This is a genomic window from Bradyrhizobium sp. LTSP857, assembly GCF_000938285.1.
In the GTDB taxonomy this organism is placed as follows: Bacteria; Pseudomonadota; Alphaproteobacteria; order Rhizobiales; family Xanthobacteraceae; genus Bradyrhizobium.
Genome location: NZ_JYMS01000027.1, coordinates 293,023 through 314,453, shown reverse-complemented (window position 1 = coordinate 314,453; position 21,431 = coordinate 293,023). Strand labels below are relative to the sequence as shown.

Genomic DNA, 21,431 nt, shown 5'->3' with positions numbered 1-21,431 from the left:
CGTGAAGTCCTAATGAAGGTGGTGATCAACTGGCGGTTTTGCCGCCATTGACGTTGATAATCTGACCCGTGATGAATGAGGCCTTGTCGGAGGCAAGAAACAGGATCGAGTCCGCGAGTTCTTCGGGCTTACCTGCCCTCCGAAGCGGAATACCCGCGACCAATCCAGCCTTGCGGTCACTAGAGCCTGTGAAACGGTCGAGCATGGCGGTGTCGACGGGACCGGGGGCGACGGCGTTGACGCGCACGCCAAAAGCAGCGGCCTCCAGCGCGCCGGCTTTGGTCAGGCCTTCCACGGCATGTTTGCTTGCAACATAGAGGGACGCGTTCGGCGCGCCGCGGCTTCCCATGGTCGATGAAATGTTGATGATGTTGCCGAAGCCCTGAGACTGCATCACGCGCAGCTCATGCTTCATGCAAAGGAGCACGCCGAGAACGTTGGTGTCGAAGGTCGCGGCGTATGTTTCCGGTGTCTGCTCGGTCACGGGGCCCGGAACGCCCTCCGTGCCCGCGTTGTTTACGGCAACGTCGAGGCGGCCGAACCGCGCGACGGTCTTGTCGATCAACGCGTGAACATCGTCTTCCTTGCGAACATCAGCGTTCATGAATTCAGCTTCCGGACCGAAAGCACGAAGTTCCTTGACGAGTTCTGCTCCGGCTTCGTTTCGCCGCCCGGCGACGACGACGATCGATCCCTCCTTGGCAAAAGCCGTGGCGGCGGCTCGCCCAATTCCCGTCAGTCCCCCGGTGATCAAAACAACCCAGCCAACCATGCTGAACTCCTTGATAAATTCGTGATCGAAGCGGCCTCGCCGTGAAGGGCTTGGGCGGGCTCATATTTCCCCGATCAGGTGTGCAGATTCATAGGCAGCCCGAGACCTTCCGTCCTGAAACTGCGGTGAAGCCGTCCGAAATTGTTCTGAAATCTGGGCCATCCCGGCTCTTGCTATTTCTTGCAAGGGCGATCGGCCGGGTGCAATCTTGCAGCAGCGCCAAAGAGCTCGTTCGCCGCCGGGGTAGAAAGTGAATATTCGTCCTCAAGACGTCAGATCAGGCGGCCTGGGCGCCCCCGATCTGGTCCAGATAGCCGATTTGACCCTCGATCTTCGGCGGGAGGAGCTGCGCGATGGGACCGGTGCCCGCGTTGATCTGCGAAACCGGTCTTTCGGTGTGCTCCGTCATCTGGTGAAGAACGTAGGGCGGGTTGTTTCCAAGGATGAACTGTTGGCCACCAATTGGCCCGGCTTATCGGTCACGGAAGATTCTCTTACTCAGTGCATCTCCGACATCCGCCGTTTGCTTGGCGAGTCCGGGCGTGATCTTGTTCGCACGGTTGCCCGCCGCGGCTACATGATCGTGTTGCCGGAGCAGCCCATCGAGATCGGGCGAAGCTCCTCGACGGGTCCGACGGTCGCCATCTGGCCCTTCGAGACGGACGCCAGCAGTCTCGGCAGGTTCGCTGATGGCCTTAGCCGCCAGATTGTCTCCGCGCTTGGCCGCTTCAGTGAACTGCGCGTTCTGGCTCGAAGCGTCGTGCAATCCTACAAGGATCGGTTTGAAGGCACGGCTGACTTCGGCCGCGCCCTCGGCGTCGATTACTTCATCGAAGGCGATCTGCGGTTGGACGGTGCGTTAACTCGCGTCGACATACAATTGACCGATGCACGGACGGGCGCGCAGCTGTGGACCAAGACCTTCAAGGTAGAGGTAACCCCGGTAAATCTGCTCGCCATCCAGGATGAGATATCCGGGCAAGCAAGTGCCATGATCGGCAGCTATTGGGGCGCGATCGGTGCCGCCGAGTACAAGCGCATCCAGAACAAGCCGAGCGCGGAGCTGACGCCGTATGAGTGCATCGTCCAGGGCGTAATCGGAATCCCGACGGACGCAACCGTTCTTGATCCTGTCGCCAAAGCGCGCGAGTGCCTGGAACGCCTGACGCGCGAGGAACCGCGAAACGCGGCGGCATGGGCGGCGCTTGTTCTCGTCTTCAATAATCAACGGACATGGGGCTTTCCCTCCCCAACCGGAGAGGCTAGTAGCATCGAAGAGCGCCTTTACTTCGCCGACATGGCGGTTGAAGCCGCAAATCGCGCGGTCGAGATCGCACCGAACGACGCGTTCGTCCGCGGCCTCGTGGCGCGGGCGGCGTGGATGGCCTGCCAACCTGATTTGCTTCGTATCGAGACGATGCGTGCGATCGAACTCAATCCCAATGATCCGCAGAATCTCGGGCCGCTCGGCAACCTCATGGCGTATGCGGGCTTTTGGGATGAAGGTGTCGCTCTTGCCGAAAAAGGCATCGCGTTGACCGCTCCCAGCACGCCCCGCTGGTGGTGGTGGGCGTCCGCCAAACGGGCCTTTGCATACGGGAGCTACGCCGAAGCCTTTGATGCCTTTCGCCAGTCCTATGTGGAGCAGCTATGGATCAGCCATCTTCACATGGCCTATACGCTGCCGTTCCTTGACCGGACGAATGAAGCGAAAGCGCATGTCGCAACCCTGCTTAAGATGAGGCCCGGATTTACGGTCCGCGAGGCGGACGCCTATTACAAGATGTGGTGCTTCGCGCCGTCGTATCGCGGGAAGATGTGCGATGCATTGCGAATCGTAGGACTTCCTGACGGGGGGTCGATCCTTGAGGCCCGGCACGTCGGCTGATGGCCCACATGCGAAGTCGCAGCCGCGTCGAGCGATGTCCGAGTTCGGGGGGCAAAGCGGAAGATATCTACTTGACCCAACTCGGACATCTGAGCGCGTCGCCCCTCTTGAGTCGATTGCCGGCGTTTCTCGCTGTTTCAGGCCTTTCCGACTTCGGGTTTGACTTGGCGGAGGCTTTGGCTTGCTCTCCTTTGAAGGGTGCGTTATTTTGACTTCACTCAATCGAGAAAGGGGGGCCGCGCGATGACAACATTTTTCCGGCACTATCGCCAGCGTGGCCCGGTCAACGCCCTGCAAATGCGTTTGCAGGGCTGACCAGAGACTTTTTACAGAACTAGTTCTCGGTCTGCCCTTCGTGGCTGTGCAGCGTTGCGCGTCTTTGCGCGCGCCTGCACTCTCATTTGTCGCCGCGCTTTGACAATGACATCCGACGATGGCTGCATGCCCCGGATGTCGTGATCGCCGGCAAGACCAGAGAACGATCATGACTCTTATCAACATCCGCAATCTCGGCGTGACGCTGAGCGCACCGCTCTTTTCCCAGCTGAACCTCGTCGTCAATGCCGGCGACCGAATTGGGCTTGTCGCGGCCAACGGTCGCGGAAAATCCACTCTGCTGCGCTGCATCGCGGGCGCTATGGAAGCGAGCGAAGGTGAGATCACCCGATCCCGAGGGCTGACGGTGGGTTATGTCGAGCAGGATGTGCCGGAAGCTCTGATGGATCGGCCCTTCTATGCAGCCGTGCTTGAGATGCTCTCCGCTGACCAACGGCTTGGCGAACGCTGGCGGGTAGATGTGGCGATGGAATCGCTTGAGGTGCCCGAGACGCTGCGGCAGAGGCCGCTGAAACACCTGAGCGGCGGCTGGCAGCGGGTTGCCATGCTTGTCCGTGTGCTGGTGACGGAGGCCGACGTGCTGTTGCTCGACGAGCCGACCAACCACCTCGACCTCGCCCGGATCGGCCGGCTTGAAAATTGGCTGAACGCGCTGCCGCACGATATGCCCGTCGTCATATCCAGTCACGATCGCGCCTTTCTCGATGCGACCACGAACCGGACGCTGTTCCTGCGGCCGGAGCAGTCGCAGGTGTTTTCATTGCCCTATACACGGGCGCGGGCTGCACTTCGCGAGGCTGACGCATCGGACGAGCGGCGCTATCAACGCGACCTGAAGGCCGCCCAGCAACTTCGCCAGCATGCGGCGAAGCTCAACAACATCGGTATCAATTCCGGAAGCGACCTTTTGCTGTCGAAGACCAAGCAATTGAAGCAGCGCGCCGAGAAGCTAGAACGTGTGGCAAAGCCTGCGCATCTCGAACGATCCGCAGGGACGATTAGGCTTGCCAATCGCGGAACGCACGCCAAGGTCCTGGTCACGCTGGATGAAGCCGCGGTCGAGACGCCGGATGGCCGGTTGCTGTTCAGGACCGGCAAGCAATTTATCTGCAAGGGCGATCGGATCGCGCTGCTGGGGCCGAACGGGGTAGGCAAGACCCGGTTGGTGGCGATGCTGCGCGCGGCAATCGAAAATCCGGACGCCACCCATGCCGGCATCAAGGCCACGCAGTCGCTCGTGCTCGGCTATTGCGATCAGGCTCTCGCCTATCTTGTCGATGCCGAAACGCCGGTGCGCGCGCTCATTCGCCGTTTCGATGTCGGCGATCAGCGTGCGCGCGCGTTGCTCGCAGGCTCCGGCCTCTCGATCGAGATGCAGGGCCGTCCGATCGGCCGGCTTTCCGGCGGACAGAAGGCGCGTCTCGGCATGCTGTTGCTGCGGTTGGCCCAGCCCAACTTCTATCTTCTCGATGAGCCGACCAACCATCTGGATATCGAGGGGCAGGAAGCTCTGGAGGACGAATTGATGGACCATCAGGCAAGCTGCCTGCTGGTCTCACATGACCGCAACTTCGTGCGAACGGTGGGCAATCGGTTCTGGCTGATCGATAGGAAGAAGCTGTTGGAACTGGATGGGCCGGAGGGGTTCTTTGCATCGGTCGGTGCAACAGGTTAGCACCGCGGCCCTCCTGTCGCTCTGCGTGCCGACGGTCAGGCCGGCGCGTGCATGTCTGTTGTTGGCCCATCAGCGAAGTGGCAAGCGAGCCTGAGCGCGTCCGTTCACAGGGGTAGACCGGAAGTGAACGGCGGCGTGTCAGAGCGACACTTTTGACCCCGAGCGGACGACTAGCCGCTGGAGTTGTCTTTACTTTAACTCCAGCCCCTCTGAGTCAGAACCGGGCCGAGCCACTTTGCGATCCCAAATACGGCAGCCATTGCCGCGAGAAAGAGGAACGCACATCCGAGTGCGCCTGCTGATGGACGATTGGGGGGCTCAGGCGGAGGCGGAACGTAACTCATGCTGATATCTCAAGTGCACCAATTCTGACGTGCGTGGATAGCTACTGGAGAACGAGTCCGTTCTCCCTGCTTGATTCGCGCTCCCTGTTTCTCAAGCGTCTTGAACAGCGCATCGAGAATTAAAGGCTGCCGCTGATCGGCTTCGGTCAACTCGCCGGGATCGAGATGCTTCTTTTCGCTAAGGGTCTCGCTCTCGTCGGGCTTCCTGCTTTCGACGTTCGCGCTCGGCCAGGATCGGGGCCGTAATTGGGGACGGACTACTTAAGGCCGGCTGACTAGATAGTGTTATTAGCTGGCGCTATTCCGCAGCTTGAGTCGCCGCACTAAGAGCGCGGCGAACCTCTTCTGGCAACAAACCGAGCTTGGCAAAGAAACCTTGGTTCCGCAGCTCCGCATCTCTGAATACCTTGCCATAGCTCAGAACTCGAATTGATGCCTTATGGTTCGGAGAAAATCCATAGTACCCTTGACCATCGGGCGTTGGATTCTGCGCAACGCTGCGCTCAAACTTTTTCCTCGCACCCATGCTCAGGTCGCAAATTACTATGCATTCGAATGGAGTTTGCTCGTTTATATCTGAGACAATCGCCCCTTCAATGTCTCTAACAGTTCGACTTCGAAGTCTTTCGATGTACTCCAGAACTTGATCCACCGGGTCACTAGACAGCGTTTCATCGCCGGGACGTTTAAACTCTATGATTACTACTGGATCATTCGTCCCTTCTCGTCTGAATCCATATGGATTAAAGAAGATCAGATCCGGTTCTTTACGCTCACCATTAATACCGAAGGACGACATCGCTTTGTCTGATGCGAAGAAGCTGTAATACGAAAGAAGGTCATCGATCAGCCAAAGATTGTGTTCGTCGTAGTCCTTGGCATCGAGCATCTTGCCCATTGGACAGACAAGCTCATGAAGGGTTCGTTCCCAATGATAGCTCTTCTTCTCTTCGCTGCTGTACCTTAGCAATGATCGCGCGAGCTGAATAATCTGATGACGCTTGATCGTATACTCGGCGAGACGCCTCTTAGCGTCATCGGTGACCTTCTGTACCAAGTCATCAATTCGCTCGCGCCGCGAATGCTCGCTTTCATCATCAGCCTCGGCATCTTCCAAGTATTTAATTTGAGACTTGAGTTTACGCTCGTGGCGATACAGCAGAGTGAAGAGCGTCTTACCTATGTCCTCGCCCGACATGCTGGGCGATAGAGCTGATACATATGCGTCTATGTCTTTTACCGAAATTGCGAGCTGAGGATGCTCTTCCAGGATTTCGATCACAAAGCGCTTTTGTAATTTTCGGACGCTAGCTATGTGCTCGTCAAGAAACCGTTCTGCCGCCTCCATTGCTGCATCGGTAATGGCTTCGAGCTCGGTTTCGAGTGCTTTGAAGCCCGTTCGCTCCTGATCAACTTTGGCGTCCAGGAACTGTCCATGGACAACGCAGACGTACGCGCGGCCGTTTTCAAGGCTCTTCAGGGCGAACTTCTTCTCAATCTCTATGCTTTTTACAACGCGACCCTGCGCTGCTAAGAGAATCGCATTCGACAGTTCTTGCGAAATCGATTTCTCAACGTAGACGTGAGATATTTCCAATTTCCCAATGCTTCCAAGGGGCACATCAATCGTCTCTTTGGCGCGCACATCAACCTTCGAGGTGAGATATTCGCCAACATCCAATTCACGACGGCCAAACATGACGTTTAAGCGCGGCATGCTGCCCGCTATAAAATATGGAAAGAAGTGATGGCAAATGTGCCGAGCAAGCAGCGACCGAGTTATGCCAGCATTCTGATCCGGCTTAACTTCTGCGAGTATGATGTGCGTACCGACATCGCCCGCTTCGCCCTTGCTCTTCGTTAGACCAACGAGCGAGTCCTCTTCGGTCGGATCGAACTTGAACGATACCTGTTCATATCCAACGATGCCAACTTCGTAGGTGCTCCTGACCTTGATCTCATCGAACACCTTGATCCAGATCAGACGACCCACGCCCTTTCCGCCTATGGAATATTTTTGCCTAGTGTCACAAGTTTCGAACGCCGCTAAATGGGTGGAATTCAGACCGATGCCGTTGTCTGAGATCGCAATGTATTTGAGCGATTTGTCTATGTTCAGGTCGACCAGAACATTGATTATGCCCCGCTTTGCGAACTCGGCTCTCCCAAACCGCTCTTCAATTGCTTGAATGGCGTTGCTTACCGCTTCGTAGATTGAATACAGCAACGCTGTTTTTCCATCCGGCAACCGCATATTGCCGATACGCCCCATCACATCAAACTTCATTTCCGTCTCCCCCGCCTCGACAACCCTAGATGGCGTGACGGGTCGCAGTCTAGAAGAATGTGGGATTACACCGCGGCTGTTCATCCGGTCACGGCATAGGTCGGAGGTTGTGCGCTGCCAAATCTCTTCACGGCGCGATACCTCCTAATCCAATCCGCCAGAGCCGGGAGATTGAGACCTTTATGGCAGAACTGGCTTCATCGTCGGTCAACCTCTCTGGCGGTCACCGCCTACTTCCTGGAAGCTACCGAGCAACAGGCAGGTCTGGGCTCGTCGGTTTGAGCGATAGCTAGGTATCCAACAGGGTACACGCGATCGTCGATCGATTAGTGTTTGAAAGTGTCAATGCCAGCCGATGAACATATTTGATCCGACGAAATCCTGCCTGGTGCACGACGATTTCGGGCGCTTCGTGTAGCATGCAAATAGTCGCAAAGATTCGGGATGGGGGCATGAAAAGAGCTACTCTGAAAGAGCCGGACTATAGTGAACTGGAACAACTCATCTCGCAACGCGTCCGGTCTCACAAGACGGTCGATATTCCCTCAAGCTTGTATCACTACACATCGAGCGCCGCCTTCCTGAGCATCGTCGAGCATAACGCGATTTGGTTCTCCGACTTCCGTTACATGAACGATCTTTCAGAGATGCGATATGGCGTCGATCTGTTTCTGGCTGAGCTAGAGAAGCGAGAAGCTGATGAAACAACCAAGAACTGGAGAGCGCTCTTTGCGGGCGCGCGGGAGCAGTTTGAGCGCGCGTTCGTCTACACGGACGTCTTTATCTTCTGCATGTGTGAGGAGAACAACCTACTTAACCAGTGGCGCGTCTACGGTCGTGATACTGTCCCTCTCTGCCTGGAGTTACCAACAGAACCGCTCGTGATGGCTGAATGGACGCCATACCGTTTTGAACTGATCTCGATGGTATACGACGCGGGCACCCAGCAGAAGATCGTCAAAGACTGCATCGACCTCGGCGTGCGATACGCCCGGAGGCACCAAGGCACCATCTTTGATGACAACGATGCGTTGCGGTCTTACCTCGAAATGTGGGTTGCAATCTGCGTTGACTGGTGCACGGCGCTGAAGCATCCGCAGTTTGCTGTAGAAAAGGAGTGGCGGCTATCGATACGCTGGGGGCTAGAGACACGACCGATGACCGGACGTCATTTCCGTACGTCCCCCGCCGGGATTGTGCCGTACATCATCATGAAGCCCGAGGAGGGGCGTATTCCGATCCGCAGTGTCACTATCGGCCCGTGCAATCATCCCGACATTCAACGTCGAACCATTGTTGATTATCTGCACCAGATGGATCGAACGACCACTCAAGTGCACCTCTCAAATCTCCCAGTGAGGGTATAATTCGGATCGCCAATCCCCGATATCCGCAGACCCGTGACGCACGAATAAGGTTACCCTGCCCACGCTACCAGACGAAGGATATTAGTGGTCCGCCTGATGCCAATCGGATGCCCGCAAGGCTCGCTCGATTTTGTATTTTTGAGGCAACTCAGTTGTCTAAATTCTCCGTTTTGATGATTGCGCCCTTCTATTGCCTAAGAGGGTGCCGTGACAAACTTCATCGCATATTTCCGGGTGTCTACGGAGCGCCAGGGTAGATCGGGCCTAGGACTAGCGGCTCAACACCGCAAAATCTCCGACTTCGTAGCGGGTTATGGAACGCTAATCGCGGAGTTTTGCGATATTCAGTCTGGGCGAGACGATTCGCGCATCGAGCTGCAGCGAGCAATCCAGCTGGCCAAACGCGAAAACGCAAAGATCGTCATCGCCCGTCTTGATCGATTTTCCCGACGCGTGAGCTTCATTGCCAGCATTCTTGAGCAAGGCATAGGCTTGGTCTGCGCTGAGATGCCCAACGCGACCGACTTCCAGCTACACATCTTCGCTGCGCTCGCCCAAGAGGAACGCCGGCTAATCTCCGAACGAACGAAGGCAGCGTTGGCCGAAGCAAAACGTCGAGGCAAAATTCTCGGATCAAACGGAAGGATTTTGGCCGCGAAGAACCGCAGGACCGCTGATGAATTTGCGTCCCAACTCAGGGCGAAATTGGATGCGGATTTATTGCGGGGATCTTACAGCAAGATAGCGCGGCACTTGAATGATGCAGGAATCACCACTGTGACCGGGCGGAGATTCTATCCGCAGACGGTGAAGAATTACCTGAAACGTGTAGGTTCTACGCAATGATATCCAGCGGGTTCGCGGCTAGCATAGACTCACTGCCAGCCCAAAACGCCATCAACTTGCTTCCTCTCAAGTCGTGTGGATCGAAGTTGAAGCGCAGCGCTGCGAGGGACCGTCCACGCCCTAGTATTAATCGCACGATCCCACATTCCTGGGGTGATACAGAATTCCATTTACGCGTTTGGCCCTGCCTGACCCGACCAAATACGCGTGGTCACTAGGGCAAGAACAGCGATCCCAACCGGCCGGAATGCGGTTCGCTTCCTCTTCTCGGCGCTGCGCTTCGCGCCTGCGTTGATCTTCCTCGATCGCCTCCCGCCTGTCACGCTGAGCTCCCGCATTGCAAGCTTGTGCCGCTTGCTGGATCGTGGGTGAAGAACCGTTGCAATTTTCGATTTTTAGATTCTGGCAATAAGCCTTGCACTGGGACTGAGTGGCCTGGCTGGCGTTGTCAAGCGACGCGGCGCGCTGTTGGCAGGAATTTACCATCCCATCACACCAGGACGGTATCGAATTGGCTGTCTGCTTTAGCTTGTTCTTCTCCGCCTCATTCGCCGCCTTTAGTTGGGCGGCTTTATTCGCTGCATCGCGCGCCTTTGATTTCGCCTCATCCGCCTTCGCACGAGTCTGCTGAAGTTCATCCCCTAGGGCCCTACCGTGCGGCGCGTTGGAGGGCGATGCGGGGGAGGTGCTTTGTGCGGCATCACGGTAGCATTTCCGGACGATTTCGTTGTACTCTAGGATTACTGTGTTTTTTTCATTCATGTCTTGAAGGCAGCTACTCGATCCCTCGGCAGCGCGATGACAGCCGTCGCGGTCGCCGTTTTCACATGGATCGTTCTGCTTGGTCCCATGACATGTGATTATGATATCGCACCATTCCTTGCAGTAAGTCGGGAATTTCAAGATAGAATATTCACCCCGCGTCGGGCACATCTTGCTACGTTTGGCGGCTTCAATCGCCGACTTTAATGAACCGATATCATCTGCGGCCGCTTGGTGAGGACCGACGATTCCAAGCAGGAATGTCAACAGCAGTGCGCTGGTCACTAGTACATGGGTCGCCGCCAAACGGCGAACCAGGCGGAAAAGATTGGATGCCATTCGCAGCCGCACAACAATAATTGGTTGTCAAAACGCTGATTTGATCCGGAGGCTACGGGGAAGTCAACCATCAGTTGATTTCGCCGCCATATCTTCTACGCTGTACTAGGCAGGAGCCGGAGGTTGTTCGCGTGTTTTACAACCGAGTAAGGGGCTTTCTCGGAGCGGGTCTGATCCATCTTGTACTTGTCTGTTCCCTGCATGCGCAGTCAGCCGACCAGAACAAGTTCGTCGTGGATGGGCTTCCTCTGGGGGGCAAGGTGCGGGCAGAGAGTCCGGTTTATAAACAGTACGACTGCGCACCAAGCACCCAATACCGCGAGCTTACCTTTTGCAAGCGCGTGAGCTCGGAGGCTAAGCTCGGAAGCAAGCTTACAACGACTACGTCTATTCTCCACTCAGCGGACGGTACCGTTGGGTATGTAAATCAATTCCTTGAGCCGGCGACCTTCTCACGCTCGGATATTGATGCCGAGTTAGCACGCCTCTCGACCAAATTCGGTGAGCGAGCGCGCGTACAGGAGGCACCCAAGCGGCCGGGCATCCCTCAGGCTCTGATAGCGAGCTGGGGCTCCCTCAATCTTGAGCCGCTGGCTGACGCGGATATGGCGGTCCTGCGCGGTGATCGAAGCCCAGGAAAAGGTATACTGGTGGATTTCCTGGGGGATTTTACCCGATCGGCCCAGGCGAACATGCCGGTGTTCAGAATACAAGGAAACTTCGGCTACGTCTGGGCCGCCAATTTCGACGCGCAAGGCCGGGGCAGTCTGCGTTTCTTTGCCATCAACGCGGCGCGTCTGCAGACTGCGCTTGCAGCACCTGATTCACAGGTGCAACGTCCCAGTTCAACCAGCCAACAGACGGCACAACCAAATGGCGCGGCTCTCACTCGGCAATTGGAAGAATGCGGGAACGCTTGTCCGGACAAGCCAGAATTGGACAAGCTCAGACGCGATACCCTCGAGCAACTTGAACAGGCCCGCGAAGCGACTGATGACGCAAACAAGTTCACATCAGCGATCAACGACGAGCAGGCGCTAATCGCCTACATTAGTGAGTGTTATAAGTGCTCCTACCGCGCAGAAGCTCAGGCAAACTTAGACACCCTCCGCACGTCCCGAACAAACAAAGTCTTCTCCAAAGAAGAAGAGCGCCAGTATAGGGCGGCACGAGGCAATACGAATGGGCTTAGACAGTACGTCGCACAATGCAAAGTATGCGAATTTGCGCGAGATGCTTTGAGCGAGATTAACTCGCTGCAGCCGGATGGATCTGATAGCCTGTTTGATCTTGAGATTTGTAGTAAGGAATACCTTCCTGTTTATGTCGCTTTCGCGGGCCAACGTGATCCAAACTTGGACATGTGGACGTCAGAAGGTTGGTACAAAATCGATTCAGGTCAATGCAGCACGATTGCAAAGCTTCGGAAAGGGAGTTTCTTTTTAACGGCACACAATAAGCGGGGAGCCTGGGCGGGAAAGGAAAGCTACTGCACCGTTCCTGATCGAGCATTCACAGTAGTACTGCTGCCTCAGGGTGGGGATTGTCTGGATGGAGAAGAATCGGTTGGCTTTGACGAGATACGCTTCACCGGCCCAAAGTATACTTGGACGCTGAATGCTAAACCTTGGTCGTATAATGCCCTTGCGTATTCGCCATTCAATAATTCTTGGGGGTGGTCGGGCAGCCAATCAAGTTCTAGCGCTGCCATACAGAATGCGATCGCCGCGTGTTCGAATTACGCTAATGACTGTCGCTTAGCACGCTCGGTGAGAGACGATCTTTGCCTAGCCTTGGCTGAGGGGACAAACAACGACGGGGGAACGGTGCTGGGTTGGGCAACAGGAGATAATTACGCTAGTGCAAGACAGGCCGCCCGGCAGGCTTGTAACGACATCGGATCTGGCTGCGTGGTTACAAAACAGAGCTGTTCTCCTTAAGCCGCCCTGTCTGGGGCCGCTGGATATTTGAGCCGTCCTTCGAACCCTTAGCTCAAGAAGTCGGAGGCTAGATCATGCAACTTCGTTTACGACACACTTCTGTTGCGGCGTCGGTGCACTTTGCTTTTGTGCTGGCTTTCCTGGGTGGCGTCGTCGCTGCGGATGTGCAGCCGATGCCTCCGGCAGATCCGAAATCTCAGGATGAGTGTAGAACGTTTCAGCGTTTGACAAACGAATACGGCGCACGAATGCTCAAAGACAGCAAAGATTGCTCGGAGCGAAACTGGAAGGCCAAGAGCAACGACTTTGTCTCCTTCGCTCCCTCTTGCGGAGGCGTCAAGATTACAGCGTTTCGCGAATGCCAGACCGTCTCAGACGCCTCTTGGTGCGCCTACAACGGCGTCGGTCAGAAGTATAGGGCCTGCATGCAGCAGGCGTTGGCAGCCGAACGAAAGCCATTCGACGATGATGTCGCCAAAGATAAAGAGCGGAGAGCCAAAATCGCAACTGAGCTCCTCCGGCAGCAATGTTCAGCCAATACAGTGCTTCCGAAGCCAGAAGCCTGCAATGCGTTGAAATCATCCGGATCCGGCTTCGAAGAGGTCATCCAGAAGGACACCGCGAAGTAAATTGAGCACAAAGGTATCGTAGCTAGCAATGACGGGATGATCTCGGTGGGCATCTGCAACACTCTGACCACGATTTCTTTGGTTACGCTCTGCTTTGCTTCGGCCAGCTTGGCCGATGAGAAATTATCCTCAGCGGAGGCGACGTATAGGATCATTGAGTCTCAAGTCAAAAATGATTGGGACCGTCTGGCTAATGGGAAGCCTTTGGACGCCGATAACGCGATGCCGTTAGTCTTCTACAATCGGGCCGTTGTCATCGCGATGTGTACCGAGGAGGCTCCTCCTGAAGACGGCAATCTTGAAAAGACTCGTGCCAACCAACAATGCATCAGCGCGAAGCTCAAGGAAATCAACGACGTGATGCAACTAGTATCGAATACGCCGCCGGATAAGCGCGAACGCGTCTCCGACTGCGTGACTAGAGGGCACGACAACAAAAATGAGCTTCGATTTCCTCCCTACGAGTTCCTTCGCAATCCGAGCGCCCAACTATTCGACTTCAAGATGATCCATGAGTGCATCCTCGCTATGACGCATTGATTCGACTATTTGAGAACGTTGATGCTGCCACAAATATTCGACGGTGACTTCAGCGCAATCGTGAAGAAATCATGCACCCCCAAAATAACCAAGCGGGCCGGTTTACTCGGCCTCGTGACTGCGTTGCTGGTTAGTGGGAACGTGCCAGCCCTTGCAGCAACCCAAATGCAGCAGCTGGACGTCTCGGACCTACAGAAACGAATGGAGGAGGACAAATGTCCGAGTGCAAATCCCCCTGAGGTAAAAGCCCCACCTCAGTATCAAGTATGTGGAGGTGATGGTACCAGAGGCCCTTGCGGAGAAGGCCTTAACTTCGATCGAGCGTGCGGTACTGCGTTCCAAGCTTGCGTCAAGCAATATACCGCCGACGTGATGGTGGTGAATCAGTACAACACATGGATCAGGGCAAAGTGCAAAATAAACAGGGATAAGCAACCGAAACCGGTCGCTCCAAAAATTGTTGCGATTCCCAACAACGATTCGACCTCCAGAGACAGCAACAGGACGCCTTCCAGCAAGCCTGATTGTCAGCCTGACTCGGACGCTTGTGTAAAAAAATGCCTCCTTGCGGGCGAAAGTGATCTTCTCCTTTGCACCCAAGAATGCCGGACATTTTCAGACAAGCCGGGAGCACTAGGCTATTGCTTTGGAAAAGCGCAGTAGTTTCCGAACTGCTTAGCTCAAGGATCGTAATTCAATGGCGAATGGGTCGTCTCCCGCAATCCTCCCCTCAGCACCACTCCACGCACTTCATATGTTGCCCGAACTTCCCGCCACCAGAGGTCGAGGCAAGAGGCATATCGGCGGTTGGCCAAACGTGAGAACGTAAAGGTCATCATCGCCCGCCTCGACCGCTTCTCACGTCGTGACAGCGTCATCTCTTCATCGCCAGCATCCTTGAAGAGGTCATCGGATTAGTCTGCGCCTAGATGCCCAACGCTACCGATTTTCAGCTTCACATCTTTGCTGCGCTTGCCCAGGAAGAACGCCGGCTGATCTCCGAACGGACGAAAGCCGCTTTGGCTGAGGCGAAACGTCGAGGCAAAGTTCTCGGATTAAACGGTCGGAATTTGGCCGCGAAGAATCGCAAGGCCGCTGACGAGTTTGCATATCAACTCAGGGAGAAATTGGGTGCGGATACATTGCGGCGATCCGCACTCGTTTCCAGCACGACGATCATCAGCAAGCGCTTACCATGTCGCTTGGCCGCACTGCCGAGTAGCGAGTGCTCAAGTCTGTTGCGGAAATGCCTAAAGTTCTCGGAAGCAACGATGTCGTCCGCCGCACGCGCTCCGCAACGCTTCTTCATCGTAAGCGTCACTGCTGCCGGCGATATGAATGGCATTGAATTTATTAGTCGGCCCAATTCCGCACGACACGACTGCTCGTTTGCATTCATTGGTATCGGATTGGCGGCCAACGCTCTGACTTACGCAATCGACAAAGCGTTCGCAATAAGAAGTGGCGAGCCTTGTCGCTGAGGATTAGGACTGCACTGTTCGGCCCAGTCAGCAGCATCTTCTGCTCGCCAACCGATGTGCAGCCACCGAGCCGGATTCGATACTTGCCGGTCGTGCGGCGAGCATACAGGGCTCGCCGCAGGTCCATTAGTTCTTCGTAACTTTGAGGCTTGTTGAGCTGAAGCCATTCGAGAACGTCGGTTGGCAATGAATTCGGATATCGTTGCCGATACGCCTTGCGCCGCTCCTGCTGCACAGGTTTTACGATCGTCGGTGAAGCGAATGAGTCTTCCGACTCATCCCAGAGCGATCGGGACTTGATGTTTCGGCCATCTACAGGCGGCATTGAACTGCCGTGGGTCACGAGAGCTCTCCACGTTCACGTAGGTCGCTCTCGTATTGCTTCCGTTGCTCTTCGCTATAGATGCGAGCGGGTCCTGCCGCTCCATACGTCCCACCTCGCAGCCCTCGCTCATGTTAAAGGCTGTTGCCACCATATCGGTTGGTCGCCATCCCACGCAGGTGCGAGGGATAGTTGCCGATAAGGCGCTCTTCGATGTTGGTGGAATCTGAAGATCTAAATGCTGGATTGTGCCAGCGTGTTGGCGAATTGGCCATGAATATCTCCGCTTCGTTGCGAATAGGGATGCAGGTCTCAACTGCACGAAGATATTTAGGACTTGACGCCGAGTGGGCTGCGCTTTTGGGAGCGATATATCCACCAGGGTCGTTGCGATTTACGTCAATCCGGTATTTCGCTATTCCGAAATGATCGCTTGCGCCGTCGGGCAAAACAGTGATTCATAGGGTGCTGGTAGCCGACGTAAGGAGCCAGCATCCATGACCGACGACACGTCTTCAGAGCTGTCGAAGATTGCCAAGCTCAACGGGGACTTCAGGAGGAACTATGGAACGCTGCTCGGAGCGGTCCTCTATCTGCGTTCCATTAGCGCCGCTCGTGGTCGTTCTTGGTTTTGGGCCGGCCTGATTTCGATCGCTTGTACGGCGGCGATGTCTTGGCTTGGAAAACACGTCCTGTCTTGGTTTGTCAGCGGGTGAGTGCGCTCAAGAACTGGATAGCGCCATCGTTAGCTACGTAATCTTGAACAGTGAAGGAGAGGTCGTTGAAGCCGACACCATTCCGCTCTACACCGGAAAATCAGAGTGTCCGAGCTTCCTTCCGTGAAGCTTGGCCTAAAGCCTTAAGGTTTCAAGGACGATCAGTTCGATCCTGGCGGCGAAATACCGGGCGAAATTTCGCTAGCGCTGCCACCGCGCAGAGGACTATTCGGCGTGCTGCCAATACTATGATTACGCATTTCCGCGTGCCGCCGGGCCATCACGAGGGCATATGACGCGGCGGCGCGATCGAAATCCTATCGTTTCAAATGTGGATAATCATCCGCCACAAATAGAAATGTGGCGTTGCTCCGCAACCGCCAACGGTACGTGATACTCGACAGGATGCTGGTTTTGCCACACGGTTACCCAGCTCTCCCCAGGAGCCTGCGTATAGCAATAGCCTGCAGCGGTAGCGGCGTCGTTAGCTAGTGTCTTTCTGAAGTTCAGCGTCGACGCGCAACGCAGCATGATATCGGCGATGTCGTCATCGTGGAGAGAAGCAACGTTTAAGGTCTCAAGCAGTTCTTTGAACTTTTTAGGCCTCAGACGAGTGGGTTTGGATGGAGATTTCTTAGATTTTGCCAAGGCTTCCTCCCCTTACTGACCTATCGCATTGCCACGCAAACCAGCTTTCAACTGTTCGTTCAGATGAAACTGCTCGGCGAGTGGATTCAATGACTTATGGCCGGGTCCAAGCGGTCCAAATGTAATGACGAGCTGATGCGTGCGGTCGCGACCAGTACCGAACAGCTTGCTGGATGGATTGACCGAACCCGTCGTGAATTTCCACGCTGGCGTGATGTCCCCGGCAACGGTCTCTTTGATCGACACTGTTTGCGTGAGAACGTTTTTCTCTCCAGCTATGGGAACAGTTCCCGGCGCTTCTGCTAAGCGAAGCTGGACTACTTGAGAACGCGACCACAGCAATTCTACAACTCGTAGATCGATATCCACGAGAAGGGAGCCTTCTTTTCCACCTTCCGGATATCGGCATGGTCGCTCAGTCGTGCCGGGCCTGAAGGCGGCTGGTTTATACAGATCGGCGACTGTGTAAAAGATATTGAATTTATTCTCGTTCGTCGCCGTGAAACCGCCTCCGATGCCGCCGCCAAGAGTGAAGACCGCGGATGCCGGAGATATTGGCGCCCAGAGACCAGATGAGGCTAAAGCCGTGTTCGCCGTAACGGTCAGGTCAGCCGCTACTTCGACGCCCCAACCATACAAAAAATCAGCGTATTTCCTACGATTCGGTCGGCGCTCAGACTGCTCCAGATCTGTTTCGATCACAGTCGTTACAGCGTAGCTCAGCTCGCAGACGATGCTGCGAACGAGAACTGAGTTCATATTAGCGACATCACCAGTCCCGTCGTTTGGCCAATCCCTCTGACTGGGAATGTAGGTTCCGCAGCCTGTCAGCAGGACGCAGAAAAACGCGACGAGCAGACGCAATGGCCTCATCGAGAAATCTCCGACTAGTGATCTATCGAACGAAGGAGTGGCCCAGGCGGGCAAGCAAAATCAGTTTGAATATGCGTTCTAATTTTGCTCGACGTTAGCGCCCGGCTGCCATGGAGTCTGTGACCTGAGCGCAACACTCACACAATTTGTCGTTGCATCCGTCCGCCGCGCCCGCTGCGATCCTACGTCATGTCGGCTGAGTAGCGCGTCGGCTAAGTGTCACAAGCCGCTGTGAGCACCGCCGATTTGCCGTCGTAAGCGGCCATCGCTGAGCTAATTCCCGGTTCGATTTCTCCCCGACCCCAAAAAGCAAAATGCTCGCACCTTACAAGCAGATAGTCGGATTGAGAAATTCGCTCCTCTATTACCGTTGCCCCATGCAGCAATTCCAGGAGACGGGGGCTTCCCTGACAATAATGGAGCCCATCATGGCACGCGCATCGATCTCACTCGTCTCCGTTCAGAAGCCGACCGCAAACACTCCTGTCCTTCAACGCCGCAACAAGTTTACATCCAGCATCGATCAGCAGATTACCAAGATTGCGAACTTTAGGGATGGGAAGAGGATCAGCAAAGAAAACTTCTGGATTGAACCAAGCGGAACCATATTTTTTGCGCTGAGATACGGACGTCAGCCTCTGGAGTTGGAGCGCGGAAAGTCTTCGCTCAAAGCTTCGGGCACGGGAAACGCTGCGTGGGATGATTTGGTCGAGCAGTTGGAACAGATCAAACTTCTCGCGATCGCCGGCGGCTTGGATGAAGCGTTATCCCAGGCAGCGAACGCTGTAAGAACTAATTTCAAGGCGAAGGATAAGAAGGCTGGCAAAGGATCATAGCCACGCCAAAGTACACTGTTGTCCGAATCCATCTCAAAACGGACCCTCTGTTGGCTTGAAACCAATGGAGGGTCTTTCTTTTGCCAAACGAGAAACTCGCTGTTACTCACTATCCGTTCCTGTCGGCTCTATGCTTACTATCAACGCCTCTGTCGGGCTTGATCTGTTACCTTGTCATCGGAACTCAGAACGCGGCTTGGATAAACGCTGCTGGTTTGCTGATCATGCCTTTCTCCGCGTTTTGCTGGATCTTCACAACGATCAGAGCAATCCATTTGGTGGGCGTCAGGTTTTGGTTTCTTCCGTCGACCTATGTTGGCCTCATTGGTGGCCTGCTGGCTCTCCTCATCTGCCTCGTCATGTTTGTGTTTTCCACTGAAGCAGAACGTCGAGGGCACCAGGTGACGGACACGACGCTCTACGCGGCAGCTGCGATTCTTTACTGCGGCTGTGTTGTTTGGTCGTATCTTTATAATTGGCGAAAGACGAGATCGGCACTTCTATCGGTGAGCCTGACTCTCCTCCAAACGATTTCTGCTGCTTTCGTCATTGTGGCTCTTTACCTATGGATCGGCGGCCGCAATACAAAGCGGTACGAGCGCGAGCACGGCTAAGAACGATTGAGGCAAGGTCCGCGGAAACGGCTGTTGGCAGCTCTCAACCTCTGCACCTGACCGAGATGTCCCACGACGCCGTCCCTGATGAACATTTTGGCTGGCATGACTACCCAGGAGTGTGCACCATGATGCGGCTGTCAGGTCGCTGCTTGGCGGGCGTTCGGCCTCGCGCTGCGGATAGGTGCGGACCCCCAAGGCGCGGGGCCGATTGGCCAGGAACAAGGCACGCTAGCCAGCGTTTTATTTCGGCTTCCCGCTAGCGGGAGATATTGATCCGGCCTCAGCATATCCCCCCGGTGCCGCTGAGGCCGTTTCCTTGTTCGGTCCCTCCGCGCGGTGCTTGGTTCGCGCGCAAAAAGTGATTCGTCTCAATAGGTTAGTAACCTATTGATTTTCCGGTCAGAATCCCGTATGTAGCAACCAATTCGGCCGAGGTCGAAGGGAGATCGCGTGCGATCGCCGGGGGTTATAGGTTCAAAGCCTATAGACCCCCGTACTCCTTTATGGGAGCCATTTCCTTCCATACCCCCGTATCAGTCCATTCCATGGATTCCGGTCATAGACCGCTTCCAATTTGCGTATGAGCGACGCTCCGTAGTCGTCTGGTATGGGCTGGTTCAGCTGCATGAACTTGAAGGTTCTGTGGGCGGGATGGGCGAGCAAATCAGCCACCTGCAATCCGGCAACGTTAGCGGCCTTGGGCTGAAGTTTTAGATCGCGAGAAGTGAAGCGCAATTGCGCGACGTCGGCCCTTAGAAAGCGGCTTCCGTTATCGTATTGGTGATTGAAGGCACGGCGCAGCCTGCCATCGTGCCATTCAGTCCTTGCTTCGCCCATCACATCGCCGACGTAATTGTGCCGGTTCAGCCACAAGCCATAGCGCTCGACCAAACACGTCAGCACGTAATGATAAGGATCAAACTGCCAAGTCTTATACTTTTCTAGGTGCGCCTGCTTATCGATGGACACTGTAAACGCAGGCCCAGGCAAATACCCGATCAGATCTAGAAACTGAGCGTCAAAATCGGCTCGAATTTCCTGATCCTCCAAAACTGCAAAATCGCCTTTCCTATCGATGATCTCCCTTCGGTGGAGTATTATGTCTGGATTGCCGAAGACCCTCCGCTTGAGAGCGGCAACGCGCGCGGTGAAGGTTGTGTCGTGAACGTCCTGCCGAAACACCAAGCCAGTGAGGCTGAGGTATCGCTGGTTCTGATCTTTTTTGTGCGCGTGAAGATCGCCGGTGCCGGTTTCATCAAAATAGAGGCGATAACGCCGCGTCGAATGGATAAACGTCATGGCTGAGCAGCCTCAAATCGAAAAGTTCAAGCAAGCCGCCCGTGAGGTCGAAACAGACGACGACGAGAAGCGCTTCGACGAACGACTTGGCGAAATCGCCGAGTAGCCGCAGAAGCCGAAGCCTAAGGACAAGCCCGACGACTACCCGGGACTGCACCTAGGTCTCTGTGTGGGAGCCTGTGTCACTTGCCCGACAGGCCCAGCTCACAAAGCGCGCTGCTTTGCGGAGCAATAATTGCGGACCCTTTGGGGAGTGACCGGCGGGACTCAAACACACTCGCGCCGAACCAGTAGAAACAGGCTGGCTGAGTCGAATTTTATCGTCAAGGACTTGGTGAGTCTTACTCGCCGAATACTAAATGTGGTGAAAACCGATGGGTTGCATAGGTTGCGCGGCTAACGCCTTGCAATCACTTCAAAATCGGGCTTGCGAATTGCTTAGCCTCCAGCTCTTTCACTTGGGCAAGAAGCGTAACTTGGTTGGCCTCATTTCTCCTGCCGAACTCCTTGGCCAATTCTTCCAGCACGTCGATACGATCTTCCAAGTCGCAAATTTCGCGAAGTTCCTGGTGACGGACATCCTCAAGGTCGTCAAATGTTTTCCGAGCGAGAGCCTCCTCAGTCAAACCCGCTTGGCGCTCATCTTGGCCCCACGCATCTGTGTGAATATCGACGAGCCGCTTAACTGGATTGCGTCGAAGCTTCCGATTGCCGGGTCCTATGGTAAGGGAGCGATTTCCTCCTTCGCAGTATCCGCCCATGCCCGCTTACTCGATCGATCACATGCGCTCGCAAATCGGCAGGCAGCGCAACGAAATTCTCCAGCTCCAGCGGGCTGGTATTCCCACCGCTTCTGCCGAAGCGCTTCTCGGCCGAATGCAAGCTAAGGTCGATGATCTTTGTGACCGGCGGGA

General features: G+C 55.3%; 18 protein-coding genes. 11 read left to right on the top strand and 7 right to left on the bottom strand.

Annotated features, from left to right (window positions below; all coding sequences use genetic code 11):
* Positions 1-25: 25 nt before the first annotated feature.
* Positions 26-772, bottom strand: a complete 747-nt coding sequence (locus tag UP06_RS18925) for an SDR family NAD(P)-dependent oxidoreductase (protein ID WP_045004706.1) — start codon at positions 770-772, stop codon at positions 26-28.
* Between the two features lie 250 nt (positions 773-1,022).
* Here UP06_RS18925 and UP06_RS18920 point away from each other — a divergent pair, with 250 nt between their 5' ends.
* Positions 1,023-2,660, top strand: a complete 1,638-nt coding sequence (locus UP06_RS18920; RefSeq protein ID WP_082081491.1) for a winged helix-turn-helix domain-containing protein — start codon at positions 1,023-1,025, stop codon at positions 2,658-2,660.
* Between the two features lie 484 nt (positions 2,661-3,144).
* Complete coding sequence (locus tag UP06_RS18915) at positions 3,145-4,671, top strand: ABC-F family ATP-binding cassette domain-containing protein (protein ID WP_045004702.1); 1,527 nt, start codon at positions 3,145-3,147, stop codon at positions 4,669-4,671.
* 642 nt (positions 4,672-5,313) lie between these two features.
* Here the strand turns inward: UP06_RS18915 and UP06_RS18910 are convergent.
* A complete protein-coding gene (locus tag UP06_RS18910) occupies positions 5,314-7,302 on the bottom strand; it encodes an ATP-binding protein (RefSeq protein WP_045004701.1) in 1,989 nt (662 codons plus the stop codon).
* A 452-nt stretch (positions 7,303-7,754) separates the two neighbouring features.
* Between UP06_RS18910 and UP06_RS18905 the strand changes: the two genes are divergently transcribed.
* A complete protein-coding gene (locus UP06_RS18905; RefSeq protein ID WP_197087310.1) occupies positions 7,755-8,669 on the top strand; it encodes a DUF2971 domain-containing protein in 915 nt (304 codons plus the stop codon).
* Positions 8,670-8,876: 207 nt separating this feature from the next.
* The gene (locus UP06_RS18900; RefSeq protein WP_045004697.1) at positions 8,877-9,515 is read left to right on the top strand and encodes a recombinase family protein; all 639 of its coding nucleotides are present in this window, start codon (positions 8,877-8,879) and stop codon (positions 9,513-9,515) included.
* A gap of 126 nt (positions 9,516-9,641) precedes the next feature.
* Here the strand turns inward: UP06_RS18900 and UP06_RS40880 are convergent, their stop codons facing one another.
* Entirely contained in the window at positions 9,642-10,616 is a 975-nt protein-coding gene (locus tag UP06_RS40880) for a hypothetical protein (protein ID WP_156163064.1), read from the bottom strand.
* Positions 10,617-10,747: 131 nt separating this feature from the next.
* Here UP06_RS40880 and UP06_RS40005 point away from each other — a divergent pair, with 131 nt between their 5' ends.
* The 5 genes from UP06_RS40005 (at position 10,748) to UP06_RS18875 (ending at position 16,244) form a co-directional block, all read left to right on the top strand.
* Positions 10,748-12,556, top strand: coding sequence for a DUF4189 domain-containing protein (locus tag UP06_RS40005; RefSeq protein ID WP_082081489.1), 1,809 nt, complete (start codon positions 10,748-10,750; stop codon positions 12,554-12,556).
* A gap of 74 nt (positions 12,557-12,630) precedes the next feature.
* Positions 12,631-13,185, top strand: coding sequence for a hypothetical protein (locus UP06_RS18890; RefSeq protein ID WP_156163063.1), 555 nt, complete (start codon positions 12,631-12,633; stop codon positions 13,183-13,185).
* Positions 13,186-13,221: 36 nt separating this feature from the next.
* Positions 13,222-13,725 (top strand): hypothetical protein, encoded by a 504-nt coding sequence (locus UP06_RS18885; protein ID WP_045004690.1) that lies wholly within the window; start codon positions 13,222-13,224, stop codon positions 13,723-13,725.
* A gap of 929 nt (positions 13,726-14,654) precedes the next feature.
* Positions 14,655-15,206, top strand: a complete 552-nt coding sequence (locus UP06_RS42565; RefSeq protein WP_349509935.1) for a recombinase family protein — start codon at positions 14,655-14,657, stop codon at positions 15,204-15,206.
* 819 nt (positions 15,207-16,025) lie between these two features.
* Positions 16,026-16,244 carry a hypothetical protein gene (locus tag UP06_RS18875; RefSeq protein WP_045004688.1) on the top strand — a complete coding sequence of 73 codons (219 nt, stop codon included), beginning with the start codon at positions 16,026-16,028 and terminating at the stop codon, positions 16,242-16,244.
* Between the two features lie 339 nt (positions 16,245-16,583).
* On the opposite strand, the gene UP06_RS40875 is transcribed toward UP06_RS18875, so the two are convergent.
* Both UP06_RS40875 and UP06_RS18870 read right to left on the bottom strand, forming a co-directional pair.
* Positions 16,584-16,892, bottom strand: a complete 309-nt coding sequence (locus tag UP06_RS40875) for a hypothetical protein (RefSeq protein ID WP_156163062.1) — start codon at positions 16,890-16,892, stop codon at positions 16,584-16,586.
* Positions 16,893-16,904: 12 nt separating this feature from the next.
* Complete coding sequence (locus UP06_RS18870; RefSeq protein WP_045004686.1) at positions 16,905-17,765, bottom strand: hypothetical protein; 861 nt, start codon at positions 17,763-17,765, stop codon at positions 16,905-16,907.
* A gap of 428 nt (positions 17,766-18,193) precedes the next feature.
* On the opposite strand from UP06_RS18870, the gene UP06_RS18865 reads away from it, so the two are divergent.
* Positions 18,194-18,601, top strand: coding sequence for a hypothetical protein (locus tag UP06_RS18865; protein WP_045005021.1), 408 nt, complete (start codon positions 18,194-18,196; stop codon positions 18,599-18,601).
* 80 nt (positions 18,602-18,681) lie between these two features.
* Positions 18,682-19,215, top strand: coding sequence for a hypothetical protein (locus tag UP06_RS18860; protein ID WP_156163061.1), 534 nt, complete (start codon positions 18,682-18,684; stop codon positions 19,213-19,215).
* 504 nt (positions 19,216-19,719) lie between these two features.
* Here UP06_RS18860 and UP06_RS18855 read toward each other — a convergent pair.
* Together UP06_RS18855 and UP06_RS40870 are read right to left on the bottom strand one after the other, a co-directional pair.
* Positions 19,720-20,517, bottom strand: a complete 798-nt coding sequence (locus tag UP06_RS18855; protein WP_045004683.1) for a DUF3800 domain-containing protein — start codon at positions 20,515-20,517, stop codon at positions 19,720-19,722.
* A 410-nt stretch (positions 20,518-20,927) separates the two neighbouring features.
* Positions 20,928-21,278, bottom strand: a complete 351-nt coding sequence (locus UP06_RS40870) for a hypothetical protein (protein ID WP_156163060.1) — start codon at positions 21,276-21,278, stop codon at positions 20,928-20,930.
* Positions 21,279-21,431: the final 153 nt, after the last annotated feature.